This is a genomic window from Thioalkalivibrio sp. ALE28 (assembly GCF_000377425.1).
In the GTDB taxonomy this organism is placed as follows: domain Bacteria; phylum Pseudomonadota; class Gammaproteobacteria; order Ectothiorhodospirales; family Ectothiorhodospiraceae; genus Thioalkalivibrio.
Window position 1 is genome coordinate 212,430 of sequence record NZ_KB898096.1, and the last position, 25,632, is coordinate 238,061.

Here is a 25,632-nt window from a genome sequence, read left to right on the forward strand (position 1 = left end):
CGTGCAGCCTCGCAAGACCTGGCCCGACATCCTCATTACCAGCCTGCTGATCGCACTGCCGATCCTGGCGCTGGGCTGGGCCACCGGCCAGTTCTGGCCTACGGTCGCCTTTCTGCTGGGCGCTGCGCTGGCGTGGAACATCGCCAACCTGCTGTGGCTGGAGACCTGGCTGCGCCGCGGCGGGCGCGCGGACCCGCCCGACGTGCGCGGCCTGTGGGGCACGATCTTCGACCACCTCTACCGCCGCCGCAAACGCCACGAAAACCGGGTACACCGCCTGCGCCAGCTGCTGGAGCGCTACCGCGACTCGGCCAAGGCCATGCCCGACGCCGTGATCGTCCTGAACGACGACCTGCGCATCGAGTGGCTGAACGACATGGCCTGCCAGCTGCTCGGGCTCAACTGGCCGCGCGACGAGGGCCAGCGCATCACCCACCTGCTGCGCCATCCGGAGTTCCTGGCCTTTATGGAGCGTGCCCGCGAATCGCTGGCCCGCGTCACGGTACCCTCGCCACTGGATCACGAGCGCCAGCTGGAGATGCGCATGCTCCCCTACGGCGATGCGCAGTACCTGCTGCTGGCGCGCGACACCACCCACCTGCATCGCCTCGAGGTGATGCGCCGCGACTTCATCGCGAATGTCTCGCACGAGCTGCGCACGCCGCTGACCGTGCTCTACGGCGTTACCGAGACACTGGAAGACGCGCTGGAGGACCAGCCCGAACTGACCCGCTCGGTGCAGATGCTGCGCGAACAGTCGGAACGCATGAAGCTGCTGGTGGACGACCTGCTACTGCTCTCGCGCCTGGAAACCGGCGAAACCACCGGCCCGCAGGACTGGTTCAACCCGCTACCGATGCTGCAGAAACTGACCGAGGAGGCGCGGCTGCTGTCGGGCACGGAGGCCCATCGGATCGTCCTTGACGCCGACCCCACGCTGGAATTTCGGGGGAATTCGGACGAGCTGCGTTCCGCCTGCGCGAACCTGATGTTCAATGCGGTCAAGTACACCCCCGGCGGGACCACAATCACCCTGAAATGGCGAGCCGATCCTGACGGTGCGCGCCTGATCGTCGACGACACCGGCCCCGGCATTGCCAGCCATCACCTCGGTCGGCTGACCGAACGCTTCTACCGGGTCGACGCCGGACGCACTCAGTCCCGCGGCGGCACCGGACTGGGGCTTGCCATCGTCAAGCACGTCCTTGCCCGCCACGACGGCCACCTCGCGATCGAGAGCCAGGTCGGCCAGGGCAGCCGCTTCACCTGCCTGTTCCCCCTGAGCCGCATTCGCCACGCCGAAGCCGCCGACCGATCCAGCCAGGAAGACCCGGCGGGGGCCTGACGAGCATCCACAAGGTTCCCGGTCCCGGGCCATCCGGACCGATTGCCGCGTCGCTGCGCTCCTCGCAATGACTGCTACAGCAACCCGTCATTGCGAGCGCAGCGAAGCAATCTACCGGGCATAGCCCGGGTCTGGCCGGACCCACATCCCCGATCGCCGCGCTGCCGCAGTGGCCCGCCACATGTCACACCGCTGTCATGTTGCCGTCACGCAACTGCAAGCAAGCCTCCCGATAATCCCGCATCAAGGACCGACCGATCGGCTCCGAACAAACCTCAAAGCAAGCACCAGGGAGTACACCCATGCTGTTCAAGCGCACGATTCTCGCCGCCGCCGCGGCTGCCGCCCTCGCCATTACCCCGGCGATGGCCGATGTCGACCCCAACCTGCCGGCCTATCAGGCAGTCAGCGGGATCTCCGGTAACCTGTCCAGCGAAGGCTCGGACACCCTGAACAACCTGATGGCGCTGTGGGCCGAGGAGTTCCAGGACTTCTACCCGAACGTCAACATCCAGATCCAGGGCGCCGGCACCTCCACTGCCCCGCCCGCCCTGACCGAAGGCACCGCCGACTTCGGCCCGATGTCCCGCCAGCCGCGCGACAGCGAGCAGGCCGCGTTCGAAGAGCGTCACGGCTACGAGATGACCCTGGTGCCGGTCGCCATCGACTCCATCGCGGTCTACGTCAACCGTGACAACCCGATCGAGGGCATGTCCATCGCCGACGTGGATGCGGTGTTCTCCTCGACTCGCCGCTGCGGCGGTGCCGAGGACATCACCCGCTGGGGCCAGCTGGGTCTGGAAGGCTCCTGGGCCAACCGCGACATCACCATCTACGGTCGTAACGCGGTCTCCGGTACCTACGGCTACTTCCGTCAGCACGCCCTGTGTGACGGCGACTTCAAGAACGCCGTGAACGAGCAGCCCGGTTCCGCCTCCGTGGTCCAGGGTGTCGCCGAGTCGCTGAACGGCATCGGCTACTCCGGCATTGGCTACCTGACCTCCGGCGTGCGCACCGTTGCCCTGGGCGAGAACGAAGGCGAATACTTCGAGCCGACCGCCGAGAACGCCGCCTCCGGTGACTACCCGCTGTCCCGCTTCCTGTACGTCGCGGTCAACAAGCACCCGGAAGACGGCCTCGCCCCGCGCCAGGCCGAGTTCCTGAAGATGGTGCTGTCCAAGGAGGGCCAGGAAGTGGTCGTGCGTGACGGCTTCGTGCCGCTGCCCGAGACCGTCGCCCAGCGCCAGCGCGAAGCCCTCGGCCTCGAGTAAACACCACCACAGGAGCCTGCCGGCGGGGCTTCACCCCCATGGCCGCTCCAACGCGATCATCGGCCGCGGCCGAGACCGCACAAGGCCCGGACACCGTCCGGGCCTTTTTTTTGTGCCGCCAACCCTTCCCATTGGCGTTCAAGCGGCTGTCACGTCGCTGTCACCTTTCTGTCACGAAGCGCCCGTAGCATGCACGCCAACTCAAGCCTTCCGCCTGCCGACCCTCAGGGGAATCCCGAATGTCCGGACCTCATGCGATCTCCACCCTTGGCCGCTTCCAGCGCTGGCGCCGCGCCAAGGACACCTCGGCGCGCTACCTGATCGGCTTTTTCGGCGTCGCGGTGGTCGGCGCGCTGACCCTGATGTTCGTCTACCTGCTGAGCGAAACGCTGCCCATGTTCCTGGGCGCGGAGCTCGAGGAACAGACCCAGTACAGCGCCCCCGGCGGCGCCGACACCGGGACCGTCCACCTGGCGGTGAACCGCCACCGGGAGATGGCCGTGCGCCTGACCGAGGACCGGCGTGCGATTTTCTTCCGTCCGGAAAGCGGCGAGATCATCCAGGAACAGTCGCTGCCAATCCCCGACGATGCCCGGGTCACCAGCTTCACCGCCGCCGAACCGCGCACCCGACTGGTCGCCATCGGACTGGACAATGGTCAGGTCCTCGCCATCGAGTACGAGTACAACGAAAGCTTCACCCCCGAAGGCCGCACCTACGAGCCCGGCCTGGTCTACCCACTGGGGGACGAGAGTTCCTCGCTGCTGGACGTCGATGGCGAAGGCCAGGCCATCGAGGTCGTCGGCATTCAGCGCGGCTCCAGCGGCGTCCGCGTCGCCGCGGCCACAGCCGATGGCCGCCTGCGCCTGGTGAATTTCGAGGAACGCACCTCGATGATGACCGGCGAGGTCGAAGTGCGCCGCTCCGCCCACGACATGCCGTCCCTGCCGGAAGGCGCCACTCCGTCGCGCATCCTGCTGGACATCACCGGGCGCAACATGCTGGTGGGCGACGACCAGGGGCGCCTCCACTTTTACGACATCTCCAACCCCCGCAATGCCCAGCGTATCGATACCCGTCGCGTGGTCGAGGGCGAGGACGCCGAGGTCACCTCGCTGGAGTATCTGCTGGGTACGGTCTCGGTGATGGTTGGCGGGTCGGACGGCTCCGTGACGCAGTACATGCTGGTGCGTGACGACGATAACGTGAACCGGATTACCCGGGTACGCGAGTTTCCCCGTCACGCGGCTGCCGTGACCAACACCCAGCCGGAATATATCCGCAAAGGCTTCGCCACCGCGGACGCCAGTGGCGCCCTGGCCATCCACTACCCCACCTCGCAGCGCACGCTGGTCCAGTATCAGGTCGGCACCAAGCCCCTGCATCGGGTCTACATGGACCCGCGCAACCGGCTCCTGATCGCGATCGACACCGACGAGACCTGGACCCTGCACCGCCTGTCGAACCCGCACCCGGAGGTCTCGCTCCACGTGCTGTGGCAGAAGGTCTGGTACGAGGGCCGCTCCAGTGGTGACTACGTCTGGCAGTCGTCCTCCGCGACCGACGAGTTCGAACCCAAGTTCTCGCTGGTGCCGCTGACCCTGGGCACGGTCAAGGCCGCGTTCTACGCCATGCTGTTCGCCACCCCGCTGGCGATCATGGGGGCGATCTACAGCGCCTACTTCATGTCCAGCCGCATGCGCAGCCTGACCAAGCCCAGCATCGAGCTGATGGAGGCCCTGCCGACCGTCATCCTCGGCTTCCTCGCCGGGCTCTGGCTGGCCCCGTACATCGAATCCAACCTGCCGGCGGTCGCCAGTATCCTGATCCTGATGCCCCTGATGATCCTGGTGGTCGCCTTCGTCTGGACGCGGCTGCTGCCGGAGGGCGTGCGCCGCGTGATCCCAGCCGGCTGGGAGGCCGCCGTGCTGATCCCGGTGGTGATCCTGGTGGGCTGGTTCTCCGCGTCGATGAGCCCCCTGATCGAGGTCTGGCTGTTCAACGGCGACGCCCGCCAGTGGCTGACCGACGCCGGCTACACCTACGACCAGCGCAACGCCCTGGTCATCGGCATCGCCATGGGCTTCGCGGTGATCCCGACCATCTACTCGATCTCCGAGGACGCGGTCTTCAACGTGCCCAAGCACCTGACCCAGGGCTCGCTGGCGCTGGGCGCTACCCCATGGCAGACCGTGGTACGCGTGGTGCTGCTGACCGCCAGCCCGGGGATCTTCTCCGCGGTGATGATCGGCTTCGGCCGCGCCGTGGGCGAGACCATGATCGTGCTGATGGCCACCGGCAACTCTCCGGTCGTGAACTTCAACATCTTCGAGGGCATGCGCACGCTCTCCGCCAACATCGCGGTGGAGATGCCCGAAACTGCGGTGGGTGGCACGCACTACCGCATCCTGTTCCTCGCCGCACTGGTGCTGTTCGCGCTGACCTTCTTCGTGAACACGGTCGCCGAGATCGTGCGCCAGCGCCTGCGCAACAAGTACAGCTCCCTCTAAACCGCATCGACGACAGGCTCCGATCCGATGAATAAATGGTTCAAAACGGGCACCCCCTGGATCTGGCTCAACGCGGGCGCCGTGGCGGTGTCGCTGACGATGGTCTTCGGGCTGATCATGATGATCGCGGTCAACGGCCTGTCGTTCTTCTGGCCCTCGGACATCATCGAGTTCGAGTACCAGACCACCGAGCAGAGCGAGCCCGTCCGGGTGATGGGCGAGCTGTCGCGCTCCGAGACCATGACCGCCCAGGCCATGCGCGAGACCGGCTTCGATGTCCCGGAAGGCCAGGAGATCGTGGTCCGCCACCTGATCAAGCGCGGCAACCGCGACCTCGATTCGCGCGACTTCCGCTGGTACGTCGAGGACTTCATGTCCGAGTGGGAACGACCGCGCGATGCCGTGGCCCTGGAGCGCCTGCAGTGGGGCAACTTCTACGGTTACATCCGCGAGTTCCGAGTGGACGACGAGGTGGTGGCCGAGGGCAGCGCGGCCCGCGAGGCCTTCGAGGCGCGCATCCCGGAAACCCGCTCCCTGGTGCAGCAGATCGAGCGCATCGAGCGCATCGAGATCGGCCGTATCAACCACGCGCTGGAACAGGTCCGCCTGGCCGAACGCGGCCTGGAGCGCGACACCGCGCTTTCCGACGCGGAACGTTCCGAACGCCATGAGGCACTCAAGGCCGAGCGCGAGGCACTGGATGCGGAGTACAGCGAGCTTGAGGCCGAGCGCAACCGCCTGCGCCAGGAGGTCGCCCGCTACGCGCTCACCCTGCAGACCGCCGATGGCCAGCGTTCCAGCATCAGCCTGTCCCAGATCGTGAACGCCTGGTGGCCGAACGACATGGGCACCGTGCAGAAGCTCGGCCACTACGTGGTCAACTTCTGGGACTTCATGACCGGCTTCCCGCGCGAGGCCAACACCGAGGGCGGCATCCTGCCGGCGATCTTCGGCACCGTGCTGATGGTGCTGCTGATGTCCATCGTGGTGACCCCGTTCGGCGTGCTGGCCGCCATCTACCTGCGCGAATACGCCAAGCAGGGGCCGCTGGTGCGCACTATCCGCATCTCGGTGAACAACCTCGCCGGGGTCCCCTCCATCGTGTTCGGCGTGTTTGGCCTGGGCTTCTTCGTCTACCTGATCGGCGGCAACATCGACCAGGTCTTCTTCCAGGACGCCCTGCCCTCGCCGACCTTCGGCTCGCCGGCGATCATCTGGGCCTCGCTGACCCTCGCCCTGCTGACCTTGCCCGTGGTGATCGTGTCCACCGAGGAAGGCCTGACCCGCATCGGCAGCAGCATCCGCCATGGCTCGCTGGCCCTCGGGGCCACCAAGGCCGAGACCCTGTGGCGGCTGATCGTGCCGCTGTCCGCCCCCGCCATGATGACCGGCCTGATCCTGGCGGTGGCGCGTGCCGCCGGCGAGGTGGCCCCCCTGATGCTGGTTGGCGTGGTCAAGCTGGCGCCCAACCTCCCGGTGGACGGCAACTTCCCGTATCTCCACCTGGACCGCGCCTTCATGCACCTCGGCTACCACATCTACGACGTCGGCTTCAAAAGTCCGAATGTCGAGGCCGGCCGGCCACTGGTCTACGCGACCGCGCTGGTCCTGGTGCTGCTGATCATCGTGCTCAACCTCACGGCGATCTCCATCCGCAACCACCTGCGCGAAAAGTACCGCGCCGACAGCGACTGAGACGCGCCATGCACAACGTCTCTCTCAGGCACGGTCATTGCGAGGCCCCGCAGGGGCCGCGGCAACCTCGCGACGCAACCCCGACGTTCGCTCCAGTCGCCTGCGGCGTCCGTCACAGAGATCGCCACGGCCCTGCGCGCCTCCCCATGACGCCTGGCTTCTCCCGTCATTGCGAGGGTCCGCAGGACCCGTGGCAACCTCCGGACGCAACCCCGGACGTCCGTCGGGCCCAGCGCCCGGGCCACCCACGGAGATCGCCACGGCGCTGCGCGCCTCGCGATGACGGTGCTTTTCCGTACCGTCGCGATAACGGGCTGCGTCGAACCCTATTCCCCATGGAGTACCCGAAATGAGTGACACCCAGACCCACGCCGTCAACGTGGCCCAGAACAACCAGGCCCCGCGCGGCCTGAACCTCGACCGCGAGGACATCTGCCTGACCGCGGAGGACCTCAAGCTCTATTACGGCGAGGACCAGGCACTCAAGGGGATCGACATCCGCATCCCGAAAAACCGCATCACCGCGTTCATCGGACCGTCCGGCTGCGGCAAGTCCACGTTCCTGCGCTGCTTCAACCGCATGAACGACCTGATCGACGCAGCCCGCATCGAGGGCACCATCCGGCTCGACGGCGCGGACATCTACGACAAGACCGTGGACATCCCCGAGCTGCGCCGACGCGTCGGCATGGTGTTCCAGAAGCCGAACCCGTTCCCCAAGTCGATCTACGAGAACGTGGCCTACGGCCTGCGCCTGCAGGGGGTCAAGAACCGGCGCCGGCTGGACGAGGTAGTCGAGAAATCGCTCAAGCGCGCGGCGCTGTGGGACGAGGTCAAGGATCGCCTGCACGAGAACGCCTTCGGCCTGTCCGGCGGCCAGCAGCAGCGCCTGGTGATCGCCCGCGCGATCGCGATCGACCCCGAGGTCCTGCTGCTGGACGAGCCCTGCTCCGCGCTGGACCCACTGGCCACGCTGAAGATCGAAGAACTGATGATCGAGCTGAAGAAGGACTACACGCTGGTCATCGTCACCCACAACATGCAGCAGGCCGCGCGCGTATCCGACTACACCGCCTTCATGTACATGGGCGAACTGATCGAATACGCCGACACCGACACCCTGTTCACCTCGCCCGCGAAAAAGCAGACCGAGGACTACATCACCGGCCGCTTCGGCTGACGTCGCGACCGCAAGGGGATACCACAATGGACAAGAGCTTCTTCAAACAGCACATCTCGCAGCAGTTCAACGCCGAGCTGGAGGACATCATCAAGCAGGTGATGGCCATGGGCGGCCTGGTCGAACAGCAGCTCGCCGATGCTGTCCACGCGATGGTCGAGGGGGATGTCGAACTCGCCGAAAAAGTGATGACCTCGGACTACCAGATCAACGCCAAGGAGGTCGAGATCGACGAGGAATGCACCCACATCCTCGCGCGGCGCCAGCCGACCGCCTCGGACCTGCGCCTGGTGATCGCGGTGATCAAGACCATCACCGACCTGGAACGCATGGGCGACGAGGCCGAGCGCGTCGGCCGCATGGGCCTGCACCTGCTGGACGCGGACCGCAACAGCGCCCCGATGGCGGACATCGCCAGCATGGGCGAGCACGCCCGCGAGATGACGCGCGGCGCTCTCGATGCCTTCGCCCGTATGGATGTTGAACAGGCCGTGCGTGTGGCGCAGCAGGACATCCAGATCGACAGCCTGTACGAGATCATCACCCAGAAGCTGATGAAACAGATGACCGCCTCGCCGGATTCGGTCCCGCGCCTGATGGACATCATCTGGGCTACCCGTTCGCTGGAACGCATCGGCGACCGCGCCCGCAACATCTGCGAATACGTCGTCTACTTCGTCAAGGGCAAGGACGTGCGCCACACCAGCTACGACCAGATGGCCGAAGAGGCCACCGGCGACCGCCACTGAGGCAGGTCCCGTCGCACCCGGGACACGGTCGTTTGCGTCCCGGTCCGGTGCCCGCTTCAATGGGGGCATGCGCAGCTACAGCCTCCTCAAGTCGTTCGCGTCCCGCTCCGGGGGGCTCGTCGCCATGTGCCTGTGCATCCTGAGCGCGATGCCGGCGCTGGCCGCGAACCCGCTCGGCGCACCCGAAGAGGCGCCCGCGGGAGAACCCTCGGCCGCCGTACTCGAGATGCTGGAGCGCGACGAACGCCCCGCCGGCGTGGTCTTCGAGATCATCGAGAATGACCGCGCGGCACTCGCCGCGCTGCTTCCCGAGATCCGCGCGAACATCGCCCGGCTGCGCGAAGACGACCCGGATTTCCCGGTGGCCATCGTCGCCCACGGCGCGGAGCAGTTCACCCTCACCCGCGGCGAGGCCGGCCAGCACCCCGGCCTGCACGCCGAGGTCGAGGCACTGGTGCGCGACGAAGACGTAAGCGTCGCCGTCTGCGGCACCTTCGCGGACTGGCGCGGCATCGAGGCCGACGCCTTCGCCGACTTCGTGGAGGTCGCCGATCTGGCCCCGGATCGCCTCGACGACTACCGCGCGCTCGGCTTCGAGATCATCCGCCTGCGCCCCTCCCTGCTCGACGCCCCCGAACAGGACCCCTGGCAGTTCGACTTCGGCAATCCCTGACCTACTGATTGAAAGACCTTTTTCACCACGAAGGGCACGAAGGCACGAAGAAGGGCCAGGTCAAAGTCAAAGGCAGTTCACAGGAAGGCTGGAAGATGCGAAGGATGGATCGGCCAGAACCGGCCGGAACCCGGCAAACGCACCGGGCAACCCCCTGTGGGAGCGGGCTTGCCCGCGAAGCCCCCGCCCGCGCCCACTCAGCCACCGGCCTTCAAAACACCCCTCCCCGCCGGGCCCTGCCAGACCCATTACCCGATCCATATCTCTTCCAATCTTCCCCTCTTCCTGTAAATCGATTCTCCGCCCTTGACCCGCCCCTTCTTCGTGCCTTCGTGCGCTTCGTGGTGAATCCGCCCTTAAACCGCCCTTGCAGCAGCATGACTAACACTCCGGCCTTCGGGATGCTGTAACGCCGTCGGTCTCCTGTGGCATGCTTTCCGCATGCGATTTCTGATCCGAACCTTCTTCCGTGGCGTGCGCCTGATCCTGACCCCGTTCATGCTGATCGGGGAGCGCGTCTCGCGCCCGCGCGGCATCGAGCGCGACCCGGCCGAACAGGCCCGGGTCGACGAGCAAACCCGCCATCTGGCCCTCTATCACTTCCCGGCCTGCCCGTTCTGCATCAAGGCCCGACGCGCCATGCAGCGGCTTTCGCTGGACATCGAACTGCGCAACGCCCAGGCCGCCGGGCCCTGGCGCGAGGAGCTGCAGAACGAGGGCGGGCGCCTTCAGGTACCCTGCCTGCGCATCGAGGAAGACGACCACTCGGTGCGCTGGCTGTACGAATCCGACGCGATCATCCGTTACCTGCGCGAGCGCTTCGATCCGCAACAGGCCGCGCCGGCCGCCGCCACCGACGCCCCGCCGCGTTCCTGACCCGGAGCGACAGCCGAAGACCATGTATCACTCCATCCGTCGTTCCCTGCTCGCGCTCCTGCTGACCCTGCCATTCGCGGCGGCCAGCGCCGCTTCGCCGATCTTTGACGCCCACCTGCACTACCGGCCGGCCGAGGCCGCACACTTCGGCATTAGCGACGTCGCGCGCACCCTGGCCGCCAACGAGGTGCGCAGCGCCATCGTCATGGCCCCCGAAGACGATCTGATCCGCCGCCTCAAGGCCGGGTCCGATACGCGCATCGTGCCGTTCCTGGAGGTTTCGCAGCGGCTGGGCAAGAAGATGGACTGGATGCATGTCGAGGATCTCGGCGACCGCGTCGCCCGCATGCTCGATGAATCCGACGTGAAATGGCGCGGCCTGGGCGAGTTCCATATCCTGGCGGATGACCGCTTCGCCCCCGGTTTCGAGCAGCTGCTGGACCTGGCCGTGGCGCGCGACCTCACCATCATGATCCACGGCGACCCCGCCGTAATCGACCACGCCTACGCGACCCATCCCGAGGTCCGCATCCTCTGGGCCCATGCCGGCAGCTACGCGTACCCGCCGCTGGTGCAGGACTACCTCGAACGCCACCCGCGCATGAACATGGACCTGTCCATGCGCAACCCGCGCATCAATCCCGGCGGCCAGATCGACGACGCCTGGTTCGAGCTCTTCCTGGCCCACCCCGACCGCTTCATGATCGGCGTGGACACCTTCACGCGCACCCGCTGGGAACAGTACACGCGCCTGAAGGACGAGACCCGCGCCTGGCTGGAACAACTCCCCGAGGACGTCGCCCGCGCGATCGCCTTCGAAAACGGCGAACGGCTCTTCCCCGCTCCGTAAAGCCCTGGATTCACCACGAAGCGCACGAAGGCACGAAGAAAGGCCAGGACAAGGGCGGTTCACAGGAAGGCCGAAAGATTCGAAGGATGAATCGGCTAAAACCGTCCGGGGCCTGGCCGACGCCGTGACCCGTCCAGCCCGCCGGCCGAGCCCCCTGTGGGAGCGGGCTCGCCCGCGAAGCCCCCGCCCGCGTCCGCTCGAGCACCAGCCCTCCAACCAACCCTCCCCGTCAGACCGTGCCCGATCCATTACCCCATCAATCTCGCTTCCAATCTTCCCCGCTTCCTGTAGACCGGTTTTCGCCATCGAACCAGCCCTTCTTCGTGCCTTCGTGCACTTCGTGGTGAATCAAGCCGTTCAACCACACACGCATGAAAAAGCCCGCCACCCCAAAAGGATGGCGGGCTCGGCTCCCGGCAACTGATCGTGATCAGACCTTGAACTGACCCACGCGCTGCTGCTGCTCGGAGGCCAGCTTGGACAGCTCCTCGGACGCATTGCGGATCTGCTCCGAACCCGACGCGGTCTGATCCAGCACCTCGGTGATGTTGGCCACGTTGCGGTTGATCTCCTCGGCCACCGTGGACTGTTCCTCGGCGGCGCTGGCGATCTGCGTGTTCATGTCGCTGATGCGGGTGACGGATTGCGTAATCGCGACCAGCGACTCGCCGGCCAGGTTCACCTGCTCCACGCTCTCGTGGGCCTTGGCACGGCCGTCTTCCATCGCCTGCACCGCCTCGCGCGTGCCGGTCTGGACCCGCTCGATCATCTGCTGGATCTCGTGGGTCGAGTCCTGGGTGCGGCTGGCCAGCGTGCGCACCTCGTCCGCCACCACCGCGAAGCCGCGACCCTGCTCGCCGGCGCGGGCGGCCTCGATCGCCGCGTTCAGCGCCAGCAGGTTGGTCTGATCGGCAATGTCGCCGATCACCTCGAGGACCTTGTTGATCTCCTCGGCGTCCTGCGAAAGACGACTGACCACCTCGGCGGCGCTGTCCACCTGAGTGGACAGGCCATTGATCGCGGTGACCGTCTTCTGCACCACCTGCTGGCCGGCGTTCGCATCCTGATCGGTGGTCTGCGCGGCGGCGGCGGCGTCCGCCGCATTCCGGGCCACTTCCTGCACGGTGGCCGTCATCTCGTTCATCGCGGTGGCGACCTGGTCGGTCTCCGCCTTCTGGCGGCGGACCTGCTCGTTGGTCTCCTCGCTGGTCGCGGACAGCTCGTTGGCCGCGGCCGCTACCTGGTCGGAACCGGCCGCCACCTGCTGGATCAGCACCCGGATCTTCTCCACGAAGTTATTGAAAGCGATGGAGAGATCCCCCAGCTCGTTCTTGCCGGATACCTTCAGCTGACGCGTCAGGTCCCCTTCGCCACTAGCGATGTCGTTCAGCCGGTCCACGGTCTGGCACAACGGCCGCACGATGCTGCGCGTCAGGAACCAGGCCAGCAGCGCGCCCAGGACCACAGCAATCACGCCGACCATCACCACGGTACCTGTGGCATTGCGCGCCATGTCGACATAGGCACTGCGATCGACCATCAGCTCGAGGACGCCCACCGCGTCCCCGGAGAAGTCCATCACCGGCCGCGCGATCACCGCCATCGGCTTGCCCTGGTAGGTCACGTTGCGCACGTGTCGCTCGCCACCGAGCACCTCGCGCATCTCGGCGGCGCTGAAGGTGGCCTCGCCATCGATGGTGCCGCCAAAGCGGCTGAAACGTCCGTCGTCCCGCAGGTACAGCGCGACCGGCGCCCCCAGCTCCTCGGTAAACTGCTCGAAGAAGGGATCACCGAAGGACAGGCCAAACTCCACCGAGCCCACGTGCTCACCGTTATGGGCGATCGGCACGACACCTCGAATCCCGAGGCCCGCCACACCCTCTTCCAGACCGGAGATCGGCGCCTGGTTATTGTTGGTATCGACCACGGTCTGGCGGAAGCCGGACAGGTCGTCATCGAAGCGGTCCGGACGATGCACGCGCAGGAAGGACGTCGCCGGCGGCGTATGGAACTGGTACTGGCGCACCCCGTAGTCCGTGCTCAGCGACTCGAAGGTCGGCACGGTCATCGCAGCCAGCCGTTCGCGATCGCCCGTGGCCAATGCCTCCTGGATATCCGGGATGCGGGCGACCGTCTCGGCCATCGCCGTGGCTCGCGCCGCCTCCTGGTCCAGCCGATCCAGCAACTGTCCGGCCAGGTCGTTCAGCTCGCGCTGCTCGGCGCGGTCCGCCATCGTGCCCAGGGCGTTCATCACCACCACCAGCGTCAGCACCACGGCGAGCACGACCACGCCGATGATGCCCACCATGAGCCGTACACCAATCCGGATATTCTCAAACATGTCTGCGCGTCCTTTCCTGCACCGGTCACGGCCGGCTCCAGAATCAAGATTCAGGTCAGTCGTCCTTCCTAGCGGCGGCGAATCCTAAAACTTGAATACCAAAGTGCTTTCTTCCCCACAGGTTCTCAGGGGACAAGATTGCCTCGGTGGGCCGCTTCCGAGCTCCGCGCTCAGACGGGCTACAACAACAGAATCTCGGCAAACGCGTAGACCACCAGGCTGATCAGCACCAGCGCCAGCACCGAAAGCAAGGCCCCGCCACGCACCATGTCCAGCACCCGCAGCCGGTTGCTGGCGAACACGATGGCGTTGGGTGGCGTCGCCACCGGCAGCATGAAGGCCACCGACGCGGCAAACGCCACCGGCAGGGCCAGCAGCAGTACGGGCACGTCCATGCTCAGCGCGAACGCGGTCACCAGCGGCAACAGCGTAGCCGCTGTCGCGGTATTGCTCGTCACATGACTCAGGGTCATGGTCAGGAGCGCCACCCCGGCCATGATCAGGATCAGCGGCCAGGCCTGGGCGATCACCAGGGCATCCGCCGCCAGCTCCGCCAGCCCGCTGGACTCGATCGCCGCGCCCAGGCTCAAGCCTCCGCCTACCAGCAACAGCACGCCCCAGGGGAGCTCGCGCGTATTGTCCCAGCTCAGCAGCCGGCGCTGTTCGCGCGAGCCCGACGGCACCAGGAACAGCAACCCGGCCCCGAGGATCGCGATGCCGGCATCGGTCAGCGAGATCGGTAGCCAGCCCTCGAGCAGCGGCCGTGTCAGCCAGGCCAGCGCAACCAGCAGAAACACCCCGGCCACCCGCTTTTCCGCGACCGACCAGGGGCCCACGGTCGCGCGCTGTTCGTCCAGCAGCGCGCGCAGACCGTTCAGCTCCACCCGGTGCACCGGAAACACCCAGCGGGTCAGCGACCACCACGCAAGGGCCAGCAGCACCGCCGCCAGCGGCAGCCCCAGGGTCATCCATTCCAGGAACCCGATCTCCATCCCGTGGCGATCCCCGAGGTACGCGGCCGTCAGGGCATTCGGCGGCGAACCGATGATGGTCGCCATGCCCCCGATATTCGCGGCGAACGCAATGCCCAGCAGGAGCGCCAGAGCCGGGCGTCGCGATTCCATGTCCGGCCCCTGTGGCGGCGCGCCGCGCTCGATCAGTCCCAGCACCGAGAGCGCGATCGGCAGCATCAGGGCCGCCGTCGCGGTATTGCTGACCCACATGGACAACCCCGCCGTGGCCAGCATGAAGGCCCCCACCAGCACATGCAGGCGATTGCCGGCGCGCGCCACGATCGCCAGCGCCATGCGCCGGTGGAGATCCCAGCGCTGCACGGCCAGGGCAATGGCGAAGCCGCCCATGAACAGGAAAATGATCGGATTCGCGTACGGCGCGGTGGCCTCGTCCATGGGCACGATGTCGAGCACCGGCAGGACCGCGATCGGCAGGAGCGCCGTCACCGGCAGCGGCAGGGCCTCGCTGATCCACCAGGTCGCCATGAACAGCGTCAGGCCCAGAACCCGCCAGGCCGCCGGATCGAACCCCGCCGGGGCCGGCACCAGCAGGAAGATGGCGAAGATCGCCGGCCCCAGCAACAGACCGATGCGCCCGCGCCAGTTCACCGGAGGGGTCTTTTCCGGTTGGGTGTCGCGTTGCCCTGCCGTGTCCTCGGTCGCTGCCATGGGCCTCTTTCGTCGGTCAAGCATCAGGGTATACGGCCCGGGCCAAAACCAACCCGTACCATCGGAAATTGCATCGTCCGGGCAACGTGACTATCGTTGTCCCGTTATGCGGCGTGCCCGTTTCGGGACGCTGCCACAGCAGTTTCTCACGACACTGTCCAAGGAGTCTTTCATGGCCTACGAACTGCCCGATCTGCCCTACGCCAAGAACGCGCTGGAGCCGCACATTTCCGCCGAGACGCTGGAATACCATCACGACAAGCACCACGCGACCTACGTGACCAAGCTGAACGGCCTGCTGCCGGGCTCCGAGTTCGAAAACGCCACGCTGGAAGACATCATCAAGAAGGCCCCGGCCGGCGGCATCTTCAACAACGGCGCCCAGGTCTGGAACCACACCTTCTACTTCAACTGCATGGCACCGAACGCCGGCGGCGAGCCCTCGGGCAAGCTGGCCGATGCCATCAACAGCGCCTTCGGCTCCTTCGACGCCTTCAAGGAGAAGTTCAACGAGTCCGCCGTTGGCAACTTCGGCTCCGGCTGGACCTGGCTGGTGCAGAACAGTGATGGCTCGGTGGAGATCGTCAACACCTCCAACGCCGCGAACCCGCTGCGCGACGGCAAGACCCCGCTGCTGACCTGCGACGTCTGGGAACACGCCTACTACATCGACTACCGCAACGCCCGCCCGAAGTACCTCGAGAACTTCTGGGCCGTGGTGAACTGGGACTTTGTGGCCCAGCAGATGAAGTAAAGTCCCAAGCGGACTAAACTAGGCGCCTTTGGCCGCATGACGCGGCCGCGCCTTTCATCGAGCCGGCGGCCCTCCGCCGGCTCTTTGGTTTCGGAGAACCCCATGAGCGACGCCCTGCAGAACACCTACAAGCGCCTGCCCGTTGCCTTCGAGCGCGGCGAAGGCGCCTGGCTGTGGGATACCGACGGCAAGCGCTATCTCGACGCCCTGTCGGGGATCGCGGTGTGTGGCCTTGGCCACGCCCATCCCAAGGTCGCCCAGGCCGTCTGCGACCAGGCCAGCACCCTGGTGCACACCTCCAACCTCTACCGCATCCCGCTACAGGAACAGCTGGCGCGGCGCCTGTGCGCACTGTCCGGCATGGATCGCGCCTTCTTCTGCAACTCGGGGGCCGAGGCCAACGAGGCGGCGATCAAGCTCGCCCGCCTGCATGGCCGTGCCCGCGGGATCGCCGAGCCGAAGATCGTGGTGATGGAAGGCAGCTTCCATGGCCGCACCATGGCCACCCTGTCCGCCACCGGCAACGCGAAGGTCCGGGCCGGATTCGAGCCGCTGGTATCGGGCTTTGTGCATGTGCCCCACGGCGACGCCGAGGCCGTCGAAGCCCTGGCGGCCGACCCGGACGTCGTCGCGATCCTGGTGGAGCCGGTCACCGGCGAGGGCGGCATCCATGTCCCGCCGCCCGGCTACCTGCGCCGCCTGCGCGAACTGGCCGACCAGCACGGCTGGCTCCTGATGCTGGACGAGATCCAGGCCGGCATCGGCCGTACCGGGCACTGGTTCGCCTTCCAGCACGAGGGCATCACCCCGGATGTGGTCAGTCTGGCCAAGGGTCTCGGCAACGGCATCCCCATTGGCGCCAATCTGGTGGCCGGTGCCGCCCGCGAGCTCTTCAGCCCGGGCATGCACGGCACCACGTTTGGCGGCAACCCGCTGGTGTGCCGGGCGGCGCTGGCCGTACTCGATGTGATGCAGGACGAGGCCCTGTGCGAACAGGCGTCCCGTCAGGGCGAGCTCCTGCTGAACCGACTGCGCGACCGCCTCGCGGACCATGCGGGCGTCGTCGCCGTGCGTGGCCGCGGTCTGATGATCGGGGTCGAACTGGACCGCCCGGCCGGCGAGCTGGTCATGGCGGCGCTGGAGCGGGGGCTGATCCTGAACGTGACCGCGGATCGGGTCATTCGCCTGTTGCCGCCGCTGATCATCGACGACGACCAGGTGGAACAGATCGCCGTAACCGTAGCCGACCTGGTGGACGCGTTCCTGGCGTCGCCCCAAGCCAACGAGGTCTCCGCATGAACCCACGCCACTACCTCTCGTTCCTGGATCTCTCCGGCGACGAAACCCGGGCCCTGCTGCAGCGCGCCATCGAGCTCAAGCAGCAACTGAAGGCCGGCGAGCACCACGATGACCTGCTGCGCGGCAAGACGCTCGGCATGATCTTCGAGAAGTCCTCCACCCGCACCCGCGTGTCGTTCGAAGTGGGCATGCAGCAGCTGGGCGGCAACGCCCTGTTCCTGTCCCCGCGCGACACCCAGCTGGGGCGCGGCGAGCCGATCGAGGACACCGCCCGCGTGCTCTCGCGCATGGTCGACTGCGTGATGATCCGCACCTACGAACACGAAAAGATCGAGCTGTTCGCCAAGCACGCCACGGTGCCGGTGATCAACGGCCTGACCGATCTCGAGCATCCGGCCCAGCTGCTGGCCGACCTGCAGACCTACTTCGAGCATCGCGGCGACATCCGCGGCAAGCGCGTCGCCTGGATCGGCGACGGCAACAACATGTGCCACAGCTACATGTACGCCGCGCGCCTGCTGGGCTTCCAGCTGGTGGCCGCCTGCCCCGAGGGCTACGACCCGGAGCCCAGCGTGGTCGATACCACGCGCGAACACTTCGAGCTGACCCGCGATGCCCGCGCCGCCGCCGAGGGTGCGGATCTGGTCGTCACCGACGTCTGGGCCAGCATGGGGCAGGAACAGGAAAAGAGCGCCCGCCGCCGGGCCTTCTCCGGATTCTTCGTCGATGCCGACCTGATGCGGCTCGCCAACGACGACGCCCTGTTCATGCACTGCCTCCCCGCCCACCGCGAGGAAGAGGTCTCCACCGAGGTCCTGGAAGGCCCGCAGAGCGTCGTCTGGGACGAGGCCGAAAACCGCCTCCACGCCCAGAAGGCCCTGCTCGAATTCCTCATCACCCTTAACGCCGACCAGCGCGCTCCGTAAGGGCTTTTTTTACCACGAAGCACACGAAGGCACGAAGAAGGGCAACGTCAAGGGCGATTTCACCACGGAGGGCACAGAGGACACGGAGCAGGTCAAAGGGTGACAGGCCCGGGCTATGGCCCATAGCTCTACTGCCCGGCCGCAGCTCCGAAAATTCTCTGTTATTGCGACCGTTCTCCGTGTCCTCTGTGAACTCTGTGGTTACAAGCCTTTTGCCCTTCTTCGTGCCTTCGTGAGCTTCGTGGTGAACAAAAGGCCCTTGACCTTGAATCGGGGTGTTCAGGCGAGCGCGCGGCGGCGGGCATCGATGCGCCGGCGGGTCTGCCAGCGGTAGACGACGCGCCAGCCGAGCAGGAAGGCCAGGATGGCCGCGTACAGCGCGACCTCGGCATAGTCGGCCCGCGCGAGCCACAGGAAATGCAGGATAGCCAGCACGCCGGCCACGTACACCCCGCGGTGCAGCCAGACCCACCCCTTCTTGAGCCAGCGCTGGGCACCATCGGTGGAGGTGACCGCCAGCGCCAGCAGGATCACCCAGGCGGCGAAACCGACCATCACGAACGGGCGCTCGGTCAGGTCGTAGAGCACCAGTTCCCAGTCGAAGAACAGGTCCACCCCCAGCCAGATCAGGGCGTGCGCGGTCACGTAACCGAACGCGACCAGCCCCAGCATCCGCCGCAACCGGGTGAGCCACGCCAGCCCGGTCATCTGCCGCAACGGGGTCACCGCCAACGCCACCAGCAGCGCGATCATCGCGTGCGTGCCGGATAGCTCCAGCAGCTTCTCGATCGGGTTCACACCCAACCCGCCGAACCAGCCAAGCGTACGCAAGCCGATCCACATCGCCGGCAGAAGCGCCACCAGCAGGACGGCCCACCACACCCCGGTGGGCGGACGGGACCGGGCTCGACGGGTTGTGGCGGTCATGCCCCCATCCCGTCAGAAGTGCTCGCGCAGGTCCATGCCCTCGTACAGCGACGCCACCTCGTCCCCGTAACCGTTGAACATCTCCGTGCGCCGGCGCCGGAACTCGCCGATGCGGCGCTCGGTGCGCTGCGACCAGCGCGGATGATCCACGTCCGGATTCACGTTGCTGTAAAAGCCGTACTCGTCCGGCTGCGCCTGGTTCCACAGGGTCGGTGGCTGGTCCTCGACGAAGCGGATGTGCTGAATGGACTTGATGCTCTTGAAGCCGTACTTCCACGGTACCACCAGCCGGATCGGCGCCCCGTTCTGGTTGGGCAGCACCTCGTCGTACAGACCCACAGCGAGGATGGTCAGCGGGTGCATCGCCTCGTCCAGGCGCAGGCCCTCGGTATAGGGCCACTGCAGCCCACCGGAACTGGCCCGGCGCCGGGGCCGCTGCCCCCGCAGGTTTTCGGGGTCGTGAATACTCTCGAACGCCACGTAGCGCGCACCCCCGCGCGGCTGCGCCTGCTCGATGATGCGGTTCAACTCGAAGCCGATCCAGGGGATCACCATCGACCAGCCTTCCACACAGCGCATGCGATAGATGCGCTCCTCCAGCGACCAGGGGCTGATGAAGTCCTCCACCGCGTACTCACCCGGGTTGTCGCACAGCCCGTCCACGGTGATCGTCCAGGGATCGGTCTTCAGCTGATCGGCGTAGGTCTTCGGATCCCCCTTCCCCGGGCCCATCTCGAAGAAGTTGTTGTAACTGGTGATCTCGTCGTACGAGGTCTTCGACTCGTCGGTCGAGAAATCGCTGGGTTCGAATTCCAGCGGATACCCCCGCAGGGCGGCGGAGGCCGGCAGCGCCGCGCCCAGCCCACCGAGCGCCAGACCAGCGCCCAGCCCGATCCCCGTTCGCAGGAAATCGCGCCGCCGCGCGTAGATCTCCGGCGGCGTAATCTCGCTACGGGAACACTCGGAACGACGTCGGGTGCGGATCAGCATGGCCTGCCCTCGCAACTGTTCGGCGGCGACGGGAAACGCCGCCACTCGTGCACCATGGACCAGCAGCGCCCGCTCGAGTTCGGATCGCGTACTCCATGAGGGAAAACGAGGAACAATAAGAATTTTCTGCTTGCGGGCCGGCCGAAACGATATATAAGGCTTTTCTGATACCGCAGTCCGGGGTGGCCCGGCCGGCTTGTCAGGAGACCCGACAATGGACCCGACGATCGATGATGCGGCCGATGGCGCCGACGAGATCGCCAGCCTGTTCGACACTCAGCTCGTGAACGACCGCGGCCCGGCGCGTCACGCCGCCCGCCGCACCCTGGAACGCCTGATGGAAGAACGCGCCCTGCGCGCCCATCTTCAGGACGACTTCGACCTCGACATCCCGCACGAGGCGATGGACTGGTGACCCCCGGGGTGGCCTCGCGCCACCCCTCGCCTGCAGGCAGCCCTGTTGCACCACAGAGGGCACAGACGACACGGAGAGAGGCCGGGTCGAAAGCGATTAACAGGAAGATTGGAAGGTAGGAAGGGTTGTTGTGGGGCGCCCGGGCACCCCCAGCGCGCGAGGGCTGATCCTGCCTCCGACGCAGCACTGCCGGACCCAAAAAACCTTCCGAGCTTCCAATCTTCCTGTGAAAGCTTTTCGCTTTTGACCTGGCTGTTCTCTGTGTCCTCTGTGCGCTCTGTGGTCGAAACGCCCTAGTCCTCGTACCCCGTCAGCTCCACAAAGCCTCGCCCGATCGCCTCTCCGTCCGGATCGAGGATATCCACGGCGCCCTCCCAGTAGCGGATCACGGTGTCCATCTCCTGTTCGTCGCGGATGGCGCGCACGGTGAATTCGCGTGACGCCGAGCCGTCCGGCGGCGCGATGCGCATGGCCCACTCCACCGGATAGCGATTGCCGGAGGGCTGTGTGGCCCAGCGCCGGGGCTCCAGTTCGACCTGATCGGGCTCCAGAAGCCGATCTTCGGCGTCCGCCGGCATCCAGCGGCCCTTGGACAGCGGATGCGGCTCGCCTCCCTCCTTGCGCAGCTGGTAGTACATGACGTCCAGCCCGTCGTCGAACTGCAGCGCGAACCAGTCCCAGCCCACCTGATCCTCGGACAGCGCACTGGTGCTCCACTCGCGGTCCATCCAGGCCTGACCGGTCACCGCCAGGCGCCCGAGCTCCGCGCGCTCGACCTCCCCGCGCACCGCGATACGGGGCATGGAGTAGTAGTAGGAGGCATTGCCCGGCTCCGGGCCCTTCTGGCTGAGCCCCGCCTCGCCCTGGAGCACCGGGCCACGCCGGGGCTCCAGTTCCAGCGCCAGCCGGTAGTCGTCCACGCTGAAGTCGAGCGTCCAGCGGTCCTGGTCCAGATCCGCGAGCTGCCAGTCCTCGGCCCAAACCCGTCCGACCGGATCGGACGCCCCCGCCAGCCCCGCCCCGTCGCGCACGAAGCGCTCCTCGGAGGCATGGTGCCCGGCCTCGCGGTCGATCACCGCCGTATGCGCCATCCAGATATCCGGGCTGGCCCAGGCCGAGTCGTGCCAGCGCGCATCCCCCGCCAGCTCCGGCGCCAGCCCGACGCGGAAGAAGGTAATGTGAAAGCCCAGCCGCTCGCCCTCCGGCCCGTCGAGATTGCCGGTCACATACCACCACTCGTTGCGAAACCCCGGGTGCGGCCCGTGATCACGCGGAAACTCGAACACCCGCGGCGCATCCGCACGCCGGAACCCGTCCGTCTCCTCCCCGCCCAGGGCCTCGCCCACCCGCAGCCCGGTCACCCCCGGATCATCGGTCTCGGGCGGATCCACACCCCCGCAGGCGCCCAACACCCCCACCATCATCAGCACCATAACCACCCGCAGGCGCAGCCCCAGTGGGAGCCTGCTTGCAGGCGAAGCCCCTGCCCGCGCTGGACCCTGCCAAACCCCATTCGCGGGCAAGCCCGCTCCCACATGTCCCAACCAACGCCTCATCCAGTCCATCACGGCACCTCTCTAAGGGCCGGCACCAGCCGCATGCGCGCCATCCGCCACGCCGGGATGGCCGAGGCCAGCAATGCCGCTCCGATCCCCAGCAGCACGGTCTCGACCACCTCGTCCCAGGGCAGACGCAGGTCCATCCCCCAGCCGAAGGCCTCGCGGTTGATCACCTCGATCAGCAGCCAGCCCATGCCCAGCCCCAGCGGGATCGCCGCCAGCGCGGCAAACGTGCCGAGTACCCCGCCCTGCAGCACGACAAGACTACGCACGCCCCCGGGCAACAGCCCGAGGCTGCGCAGCGTGGCGAACTCGCGCGCCCGCTCCATCTGCAATGCCATGAGCGCGCCCAGGATCGCGATGAAGGCCACCACCAGCGTGATCACCCGCAGCAAATGGGTAATGGCAAACGTCCGGTCGAAGATCGCCATCGACTCCTGCTCGATATCGCCCGGGCGCGTCACCAGGGCTGGGCGGTCCTGCTCTGCCAGCCAGGCCTCCAGCCGTTCCACGACCGCTTCCACATCCACTCCCGCCGGCAGCCGCAGCCCGAACGACCCCACTCCGTCGGGTGGCATGCCCGCCCGGACAAAGGCCGCCTGGGTCATCAGCACAGTACCGCTCGGATTGCCGTAATCACGGTAGATCCCGAGGACTTCGAAGGGGCGCTGGCCGCCGGGCACCGCCAGCGACAGCCGATCCCCCGGCCGAACGTCGTGGTGCGCCGCAAACGGCTCGGTCACCAGCACCGCATCCTCCGTCGCGAGCCGCTCCCCCAGCGCTTCGCGCGCCACCGTGCTCTCCAAAAGCGGCAGATAATCCAGCCAGTCGGCATGCGGTCGCACCACAAAGAGATCCACCAGGCCGCGCTCGCTGACGACCTCCTGACTGGACCCGGTACTGACCGACACGGCCCCCGAGCGCGCCACCAGGTCGGCCATCCAGTCCTCGGGCAGACGCGCACCACCGCGCGCCGAAGCCGGCGCCGCGGGCACCACGTAAAGATCCGACGTCAGCGCCTGGCCCAGCCACTGCTCCACGCTGCCGCGAAAGCTGCCGACCATCACCGCCACGCCGATCGCTGCCGCCAGCGCCAGGGTCAGCGCCGACGTAGCAGGCGCGCTGCGCGACAGGCTGCGCTCCAGGCTGCGCACCGCAATGCGCGGCAGGGTCACCCCGCGAACCAGCGCCGCCAGCCCGCGCAGCGTCCACACCAGTACCCAGGGCAGCAGCAACACCACTCCGGCAATCAACAGGAACAACGCCACGAAGCCGCCCACCAGCGCTCCCGCGCCAGTGACGATCAACCCCCCCCCCGCGAGCAGCAGCGCGATGGACAGCACAGCCAGCCATGCCGCCCAGCGACGGGCGAGGCCCTCCAGACCCCCGCGCCCCGTGCCGCCCGCACGCGCTGCCTCCCAGGCAGGGGCCAGCGCCGCCAACAGCGAGAGCCCCACTCCCAGCAGGAATACCGCCCCCAGGGCCAACGGGCGTGGCGTCACCCCGGTAACCGCCACCGCGAAGAAGTGATCCGTGACGGTCTGCGCCACCTGCGCGACCAGCACCTGCGCCAGCGCAATGCCCAGTAGCGCGCCCAGCAGCGTCCCGATCACGCCGACCAGCAACGCCTCCAGCAACACCACGCCGAAGATCGCCCGCCGGCCCACACCGACCAGGCGCAGACTCGCGATCACCTCGCGGCGCCGGAGCACGGCAAAGGTCTGCGTGTTGTAGATCAAGAACGCCGCGATCAGCAGTGCCAGCAGGCTCATCGCCGTCAGGTTGGTGCGAAATGCCTGGGCCAGCTCGCGCGCGGCCTGCCCACGGCTCTCTACCGGCACCAGCTCCAGTTCGGCGGGCAGAGCCTCGGCCAGCACATCGACCTCGGCATCCGTCAGCCGCACATCGATCCGGTCCAGACGCCCCAGCCGGTCGAGCAGCCCCTGCGCCGTGGCGATATCCGTCACCCATAGCGAGCCACCACCCTCATCGGTCGCGGCGTCCGCCTGGTCACGCTCGGCCGCGCGATCAATGACCGTCACCTCGCGCGCACCCCCCGCCGCCTCCAGCGTCACACGCGACTCGTGAGCCCGGCCCGAATCGCGGAACCAGCCCACCGGCGGCAGAATCGTCCCCGGCTCGGTCACCAGCCGCTGCACCGGGGCATCCCCGATGTCGGAAGCCGCGCCGCGAAACGGCCCCTCGGCCAGAGGATCGACACCCAGCACATAGATCGTGCTGCCGTCCGGCAGACGGGCCGGCCCCTCCACGATCGGAGCGGTATCACGCCATCCGGCCACACGAAGCTCGCGGTAGAAGGCCTCGTCGAACCCGCTGGCCGGCCCGAGTACCTGGTGCGTCGCAGCGCCTGCAACCTCGTCCATCGAGCGGTCAAACGCCCGCTGGGCCGACTGGTTCGCCAGGTCCACCGCGAGCACCACGGCCACGCCAATGATCACCCCCACCAGCGTCAGCAACCGCTGTAGCGGCCGCCGGCGCCAGTCGCGCAGCCAGGCTCGCAGGACCAGAAGGCTCATGCGGGAGCGGCTTCCGTGGAACCGGCCGACTGCAGGAGCCCGTCGCGCATGGTCAGGATCCGGTCCAGCCGACCCGCCAGCTCATGACTGTGGGTCACCAGCAGCAACGAACAACCGGTGGCCCGAACCTGCTCCAGCAACAGGGCAAACACCGTCTCGCCAGTGCGCGAGTCGAGGTTGCCGGTGGGCTCGTCCGCCAGGATCAGCGCGGGTTCGTGCACCAGCGCCCGCGCGATCGCGACGCGTTGTTGCTCGCCCCCGGACAGGGTCTCCGGATACCGCCCGCTCTTGTCACCCAGCCCCACCGCCTCCAGCTGCACCGCGGCGCGCTCGCGGCGTTCGCCGGCAGACAAGTCTGTCGCCAGCTCCAGTGGCAGCATCACATTCTCCAGCACGGTCAGCGTCGGAATCAGGTGAAACGACTGGAACACGATCCCCACGCGGCCCCGCCGCAGGCGCGTGCGCGCCGCCTCGTCCAGCCCCGCCAGCGCCTGCCCCGTCAGGTACACCTGGCCGCGCGCCGCCGCCTCCAGCCCGGCCGCGAGATGCAGCAGGGTGGACTTGCCGCTGCCGCTTTCGCCGACGATCGCCACCCGCTCCCCGGCGCGAAGCGCGAAATCCACCCCATGCAGCACCTCCCCCTCGCCGGGGTAGGCAAACGCCACATCGGTCAGCGACAGCACCGCGCCTTCTACCGAGCCTTGTTGCTCCATCGCACACCTTCTCAATCACACGAATCTTCGCCTGCGAGCAGGCTTGTATGTTTACCCGTGGCAGGCCTAGAAAGGGTCTGTCGGGGTGGAGGGACGAAGCTGGCATCTGGCCTGTGGCACAGACGGTAGGAGAGTTCGTCCCACCCCTCACCTTAAACGCCGATAAGGAATCGATCGGCTCGGGACCGACGATAGATGGCAAGCCAGCGTTCGGTGAGGCCCCGACAGACCACTCCAAGCTAGCTCGGGAGGTGTGATGATGGCAACGCATCGGATCGGGGTCGATGTCGGCAAGGCCGAGTTGTGGATCAGTATTGACGGTGAAACCGCACAGCCGTGT

The 25,632-nt window shown here is 67.1% G+C and carries 20 protein-coding genes; 13 read left to right on the forward strand and 7 right to left on the reverse strand.

Annotated features, from left to right (window positions below; all coding sequences use genetic code 11):
- Position 1: 1 nt before the first annotated feature.
- The 9 genes from phoR (at position 2) to D105_RS0106150 (ending at position 11,149) form a co-directional block, all read left to right on the forward strand.
- A complete protein-coding gene (phoR, locus tag D105_RS0106110) occupies positions 2–1,345 on the forward strand; it encodes a phosphate regulon sensor histidine kinase PhoR (RefSeq protein WP_018877853.1) in 1,344 nt (447 codons plus the stop codon).
- 302 nt (positions 1,346–1,647) lie between these two features.
- Positions 1,648–2,616, forward strand: a complete 969-nt coding sequence (locus D105_RS0106115; RefSeq protein ID WP_018867286.1) for a PstS family phosphate ABC transporter substrate-binding protein — start codon at positions 1,648–1,650, stop codon at positions 2,614–2,616.
- 239 nt (positions 2,617–2,855) lie between these two features.
- Positions 2,856–5,126: an ABC transporter permease subunit gene (locus tag D105_RS0106120; protein ID WP_018877854.1), complete on the forward strand. Its 2,271-nt coding sequence runs from the start codon at positions 2,856–2,858 to the stop codon at positions 5,124–5,126.
- Between the two features lie 27 nt (positions 5,127–5,153).
- Positions 5,154–6,821, forward strand: coding sequence for a phosphate ABC transporter permease PstA (gene pstA / locus D105_RS0106125; RefSeq protein ID WP_018877855.1), 1,668 nt, complete (start codon positions 5,154–5,156; stop codon positions 6,819–6,821).
- 349 nt (positions 6,822–7,170) lie between these two features.
- Entirely contained in the window at positions 7,171–8,001 is an 831-nt protein-coding gene (gene pstB, locus D105_RS0106130; RefSeq protein ID WP_018867283.1) for a phosphate ABC transporter ATP-binding protein PstB, read from the forward strand.
- A gap of 26 nt (positions 8,002–8,027) precedes the next feature.
- Complete coding sequence (gene phoU / locus D105_RS0106135; protein ID WP_018867282.1) at positions 8,028–8,750, forward strand: phosphate signaling complex protein PhoU; 723 nt, start codon at positions 8,028–8,030, stop codon at positions 8,748–8,750.
- Positions 8,751–8,817: 67 nt separating this feature from the next.
- Entirely contained in the window at positions 8,818–9,423 is a 606-nt protein-coding gene (locus D105_RS0106140; protein WP_018867281.1) for a DsrE family protein, read from the forward strand.
- A 441-nt stretch (positions 9,424–9,864) separates the two neighbouring features.
- Positions 9,865–10,299, forward strand: coding sequence for a glutathione S-transferase N-terminal domain-containing protein (locus tag D105_RS0106145; RefSeq protein WP_018867280.1), 435 nt, complete (start codon positions 9,865–9,867; stop codon positions 10,297–10,299).
- A gap of 22 nt (positions 10,300–10,321) precedes the next feature.
- Positions 10,322–11,149 carry an amidohydrolase family protein gene (locus D105_RS0106150; protein WP_018877856.1) on the forward strand — a complete coding sequence of 276 codons (828 nt, stop codon included), beginning with the start codon at positions 10,322–10,324 and terminating at the stop codon, positions 11,147–11,149.
- A gap of 430 nt (positions 11,150–11,579) precedes the next feature.
- On the opposite strand, the gene D105_RS0106155 is transcribed toward D105_RS0106150, so the two are convergent.
- Together D105_RS0106155 and D105_RS0106160 are read right to left on the reverse strand one after the other, a co-directional pair.
- Positions 11,580–13,490, reverse strand: coding sequence for a methyl-accepting chemotaxis protein (locus D105_RS0106155; RefSeq protein ID WP_018877857.1), 1,911 nt, complete (start codon positions 13,488–13,490; stop codon positions 11,580–11,582).
- A gap of 179 nt (positions 13,491–13,669) precedes the next feature.
- Positions 13,670–15,172 carry a DASS family sodium-coupled anion symporter gene (locus tag D105_RS0106160; RefSeq protein WP_018877858.1) on the reverse strand — a complete coding sequence of 501 codons (1,503 nt, stop codon included), beginning with the start codon at positions 15,170–15,172 and terminating at the stop codon, positions 13,670–13,672.
- Positions 15,173–15,344: 172 nt separating this feature from the next.
- Here D105_RS0106160 and D105_RS0106165 point away from each other — a divergent pair, with 172 nt between their 5' ends.
- From D105_RS0106165 to argF, 3 genes are all read left to right on the forward strand, one after another.
- Complete coding sequence (locus D105_RS0106165; protein ID WP_018876850.1) at positions 15,345–15,926, forward strand: superoxide dismutase; 582 nt, start codon at positions 15,345–15,347, stop codon at positions 15,924–15,926.
- A 102-nt stretch (positions 15,927–16,028) separates the two neighbouring features.
- On the forward strand, positions 16,029–17,225 hold the full coding sequence (locus tag D105_RS0106170) for an acetylornithine transaminase (RefSeq protein ID WP_018867275.1): 1,197 nt from the start codon (positions 16,029–16,031) through the stop codon (positions 17,223–17,225).
- On the forward strand, positions 17,222–18,151 hold the full coding sequence (argF, locus tag D105_RS0106175) for an ornithine carbamoyltransferase (RefSeq protein ID WP_018877859.1): 930 nt from the start codon (positions 17,222–17,224) through the stop codon (positions 18,149–18,151). The genes D105_RS0106170 and argF overlap by 4 nt, the downstream gene beginning before the upstream one ends.
- 279 nt (positions 18,152–18,430) lie before the next feature.
- On the opposite strand, the gene D105_RS0106180 is transcribed toward argF, so the two are convergent.
- Together D105_RS0106180 and msrP are read right to left on the reverse strand one after the other, a co-directional pair.
- Positions 18,431–19,078 carry a sulfite oxidase heme-binding subunit YedZ gene (locus D105_RS0106180; protein WP_026280434.1) on the reverse strand — a complete coding sequence of 216 codons (648 nt, stop codon included), beginning with the start codon at positions 19,076–19,078 and terminating at the stop codon, positions 18,431–18,433.
- A 12-nt stretch (positions 19,079–19,090) separates the two neighbouring features.
- Positions 19,091–20,068, reverse strand: coding sequence for a protein-methionine-sulfoxide reductase catalytic subunit MsrP (msrP, locus tag D105_RS0106185; protein ID WP_019592804.1), 978 nt, complete (start codon positions 20,066–20,068; stop codon positions 19,091–19,093).
- Positions 20,069–20,282: 214 nt separating this feature from the next.
- On the opposite strand from msrP, the gene D105_RS0106190 reads away from it, so the two are divergent.
- Complete coding sequence (locus tag D105_RS0106190; protein WP_018867271.1) at positions 20,283–20,483, forward strand: PA3496 family putative envelope integrity protein; 201 nt, start codon at positions 20,283–20,285, stop codon at positions 20,481–20,483.
- 293 nt (positions 20,484–20,776) lie between these two features.
- Here D105_RS0106190 and D105_RS0106195 read toward each other — a convergent pair whose 3' ends face one another.
- From D105_RS0106195 to D105_RS0106205, 3 genes are all read right to left on the reverse strand, one after another.
- Positions 20,777–21,916, reverse strand: coding sequence for a lipocalin-like domain-containing protein (locus D105_RS0106195; RefSeq protein WP_018877861.1), 1,140 nt, complete (start codon positions 21,914–21,916; stop codon positions 20,777–20,779).
- A 131-nt stretch (positions 21,917–22,047) separates the two neighbouring features.
- Complete coding sequence (locus D105_RS0106200) at positions 22,048–24,579, reverse strand: ABC transporter permease (RefSeq protein ID WP_018877862.1); 2,532 nt, start codon at positions 24,577–24,579, stop codon at positions 22,048–22,050.
- Positions 24,576–25,292 carry an ABC transporter ATP-binding protein gene (locus D105_RS0106205; protein WP_018877863.1) on the reverse strand — a complete coding sequence of 239 codons (717 nt, stop codon included), beginning with the start codon at positions 25,290–25,292 and terminating at the stop codon, positions 24,576–24,578. Before D105_RS0106205 ends, D105_RS0106200 begins: the two co-directional genes overlap by 4 nt.
- Positions 25,293–25,632 lie beyond the last annotated feature (340 nt).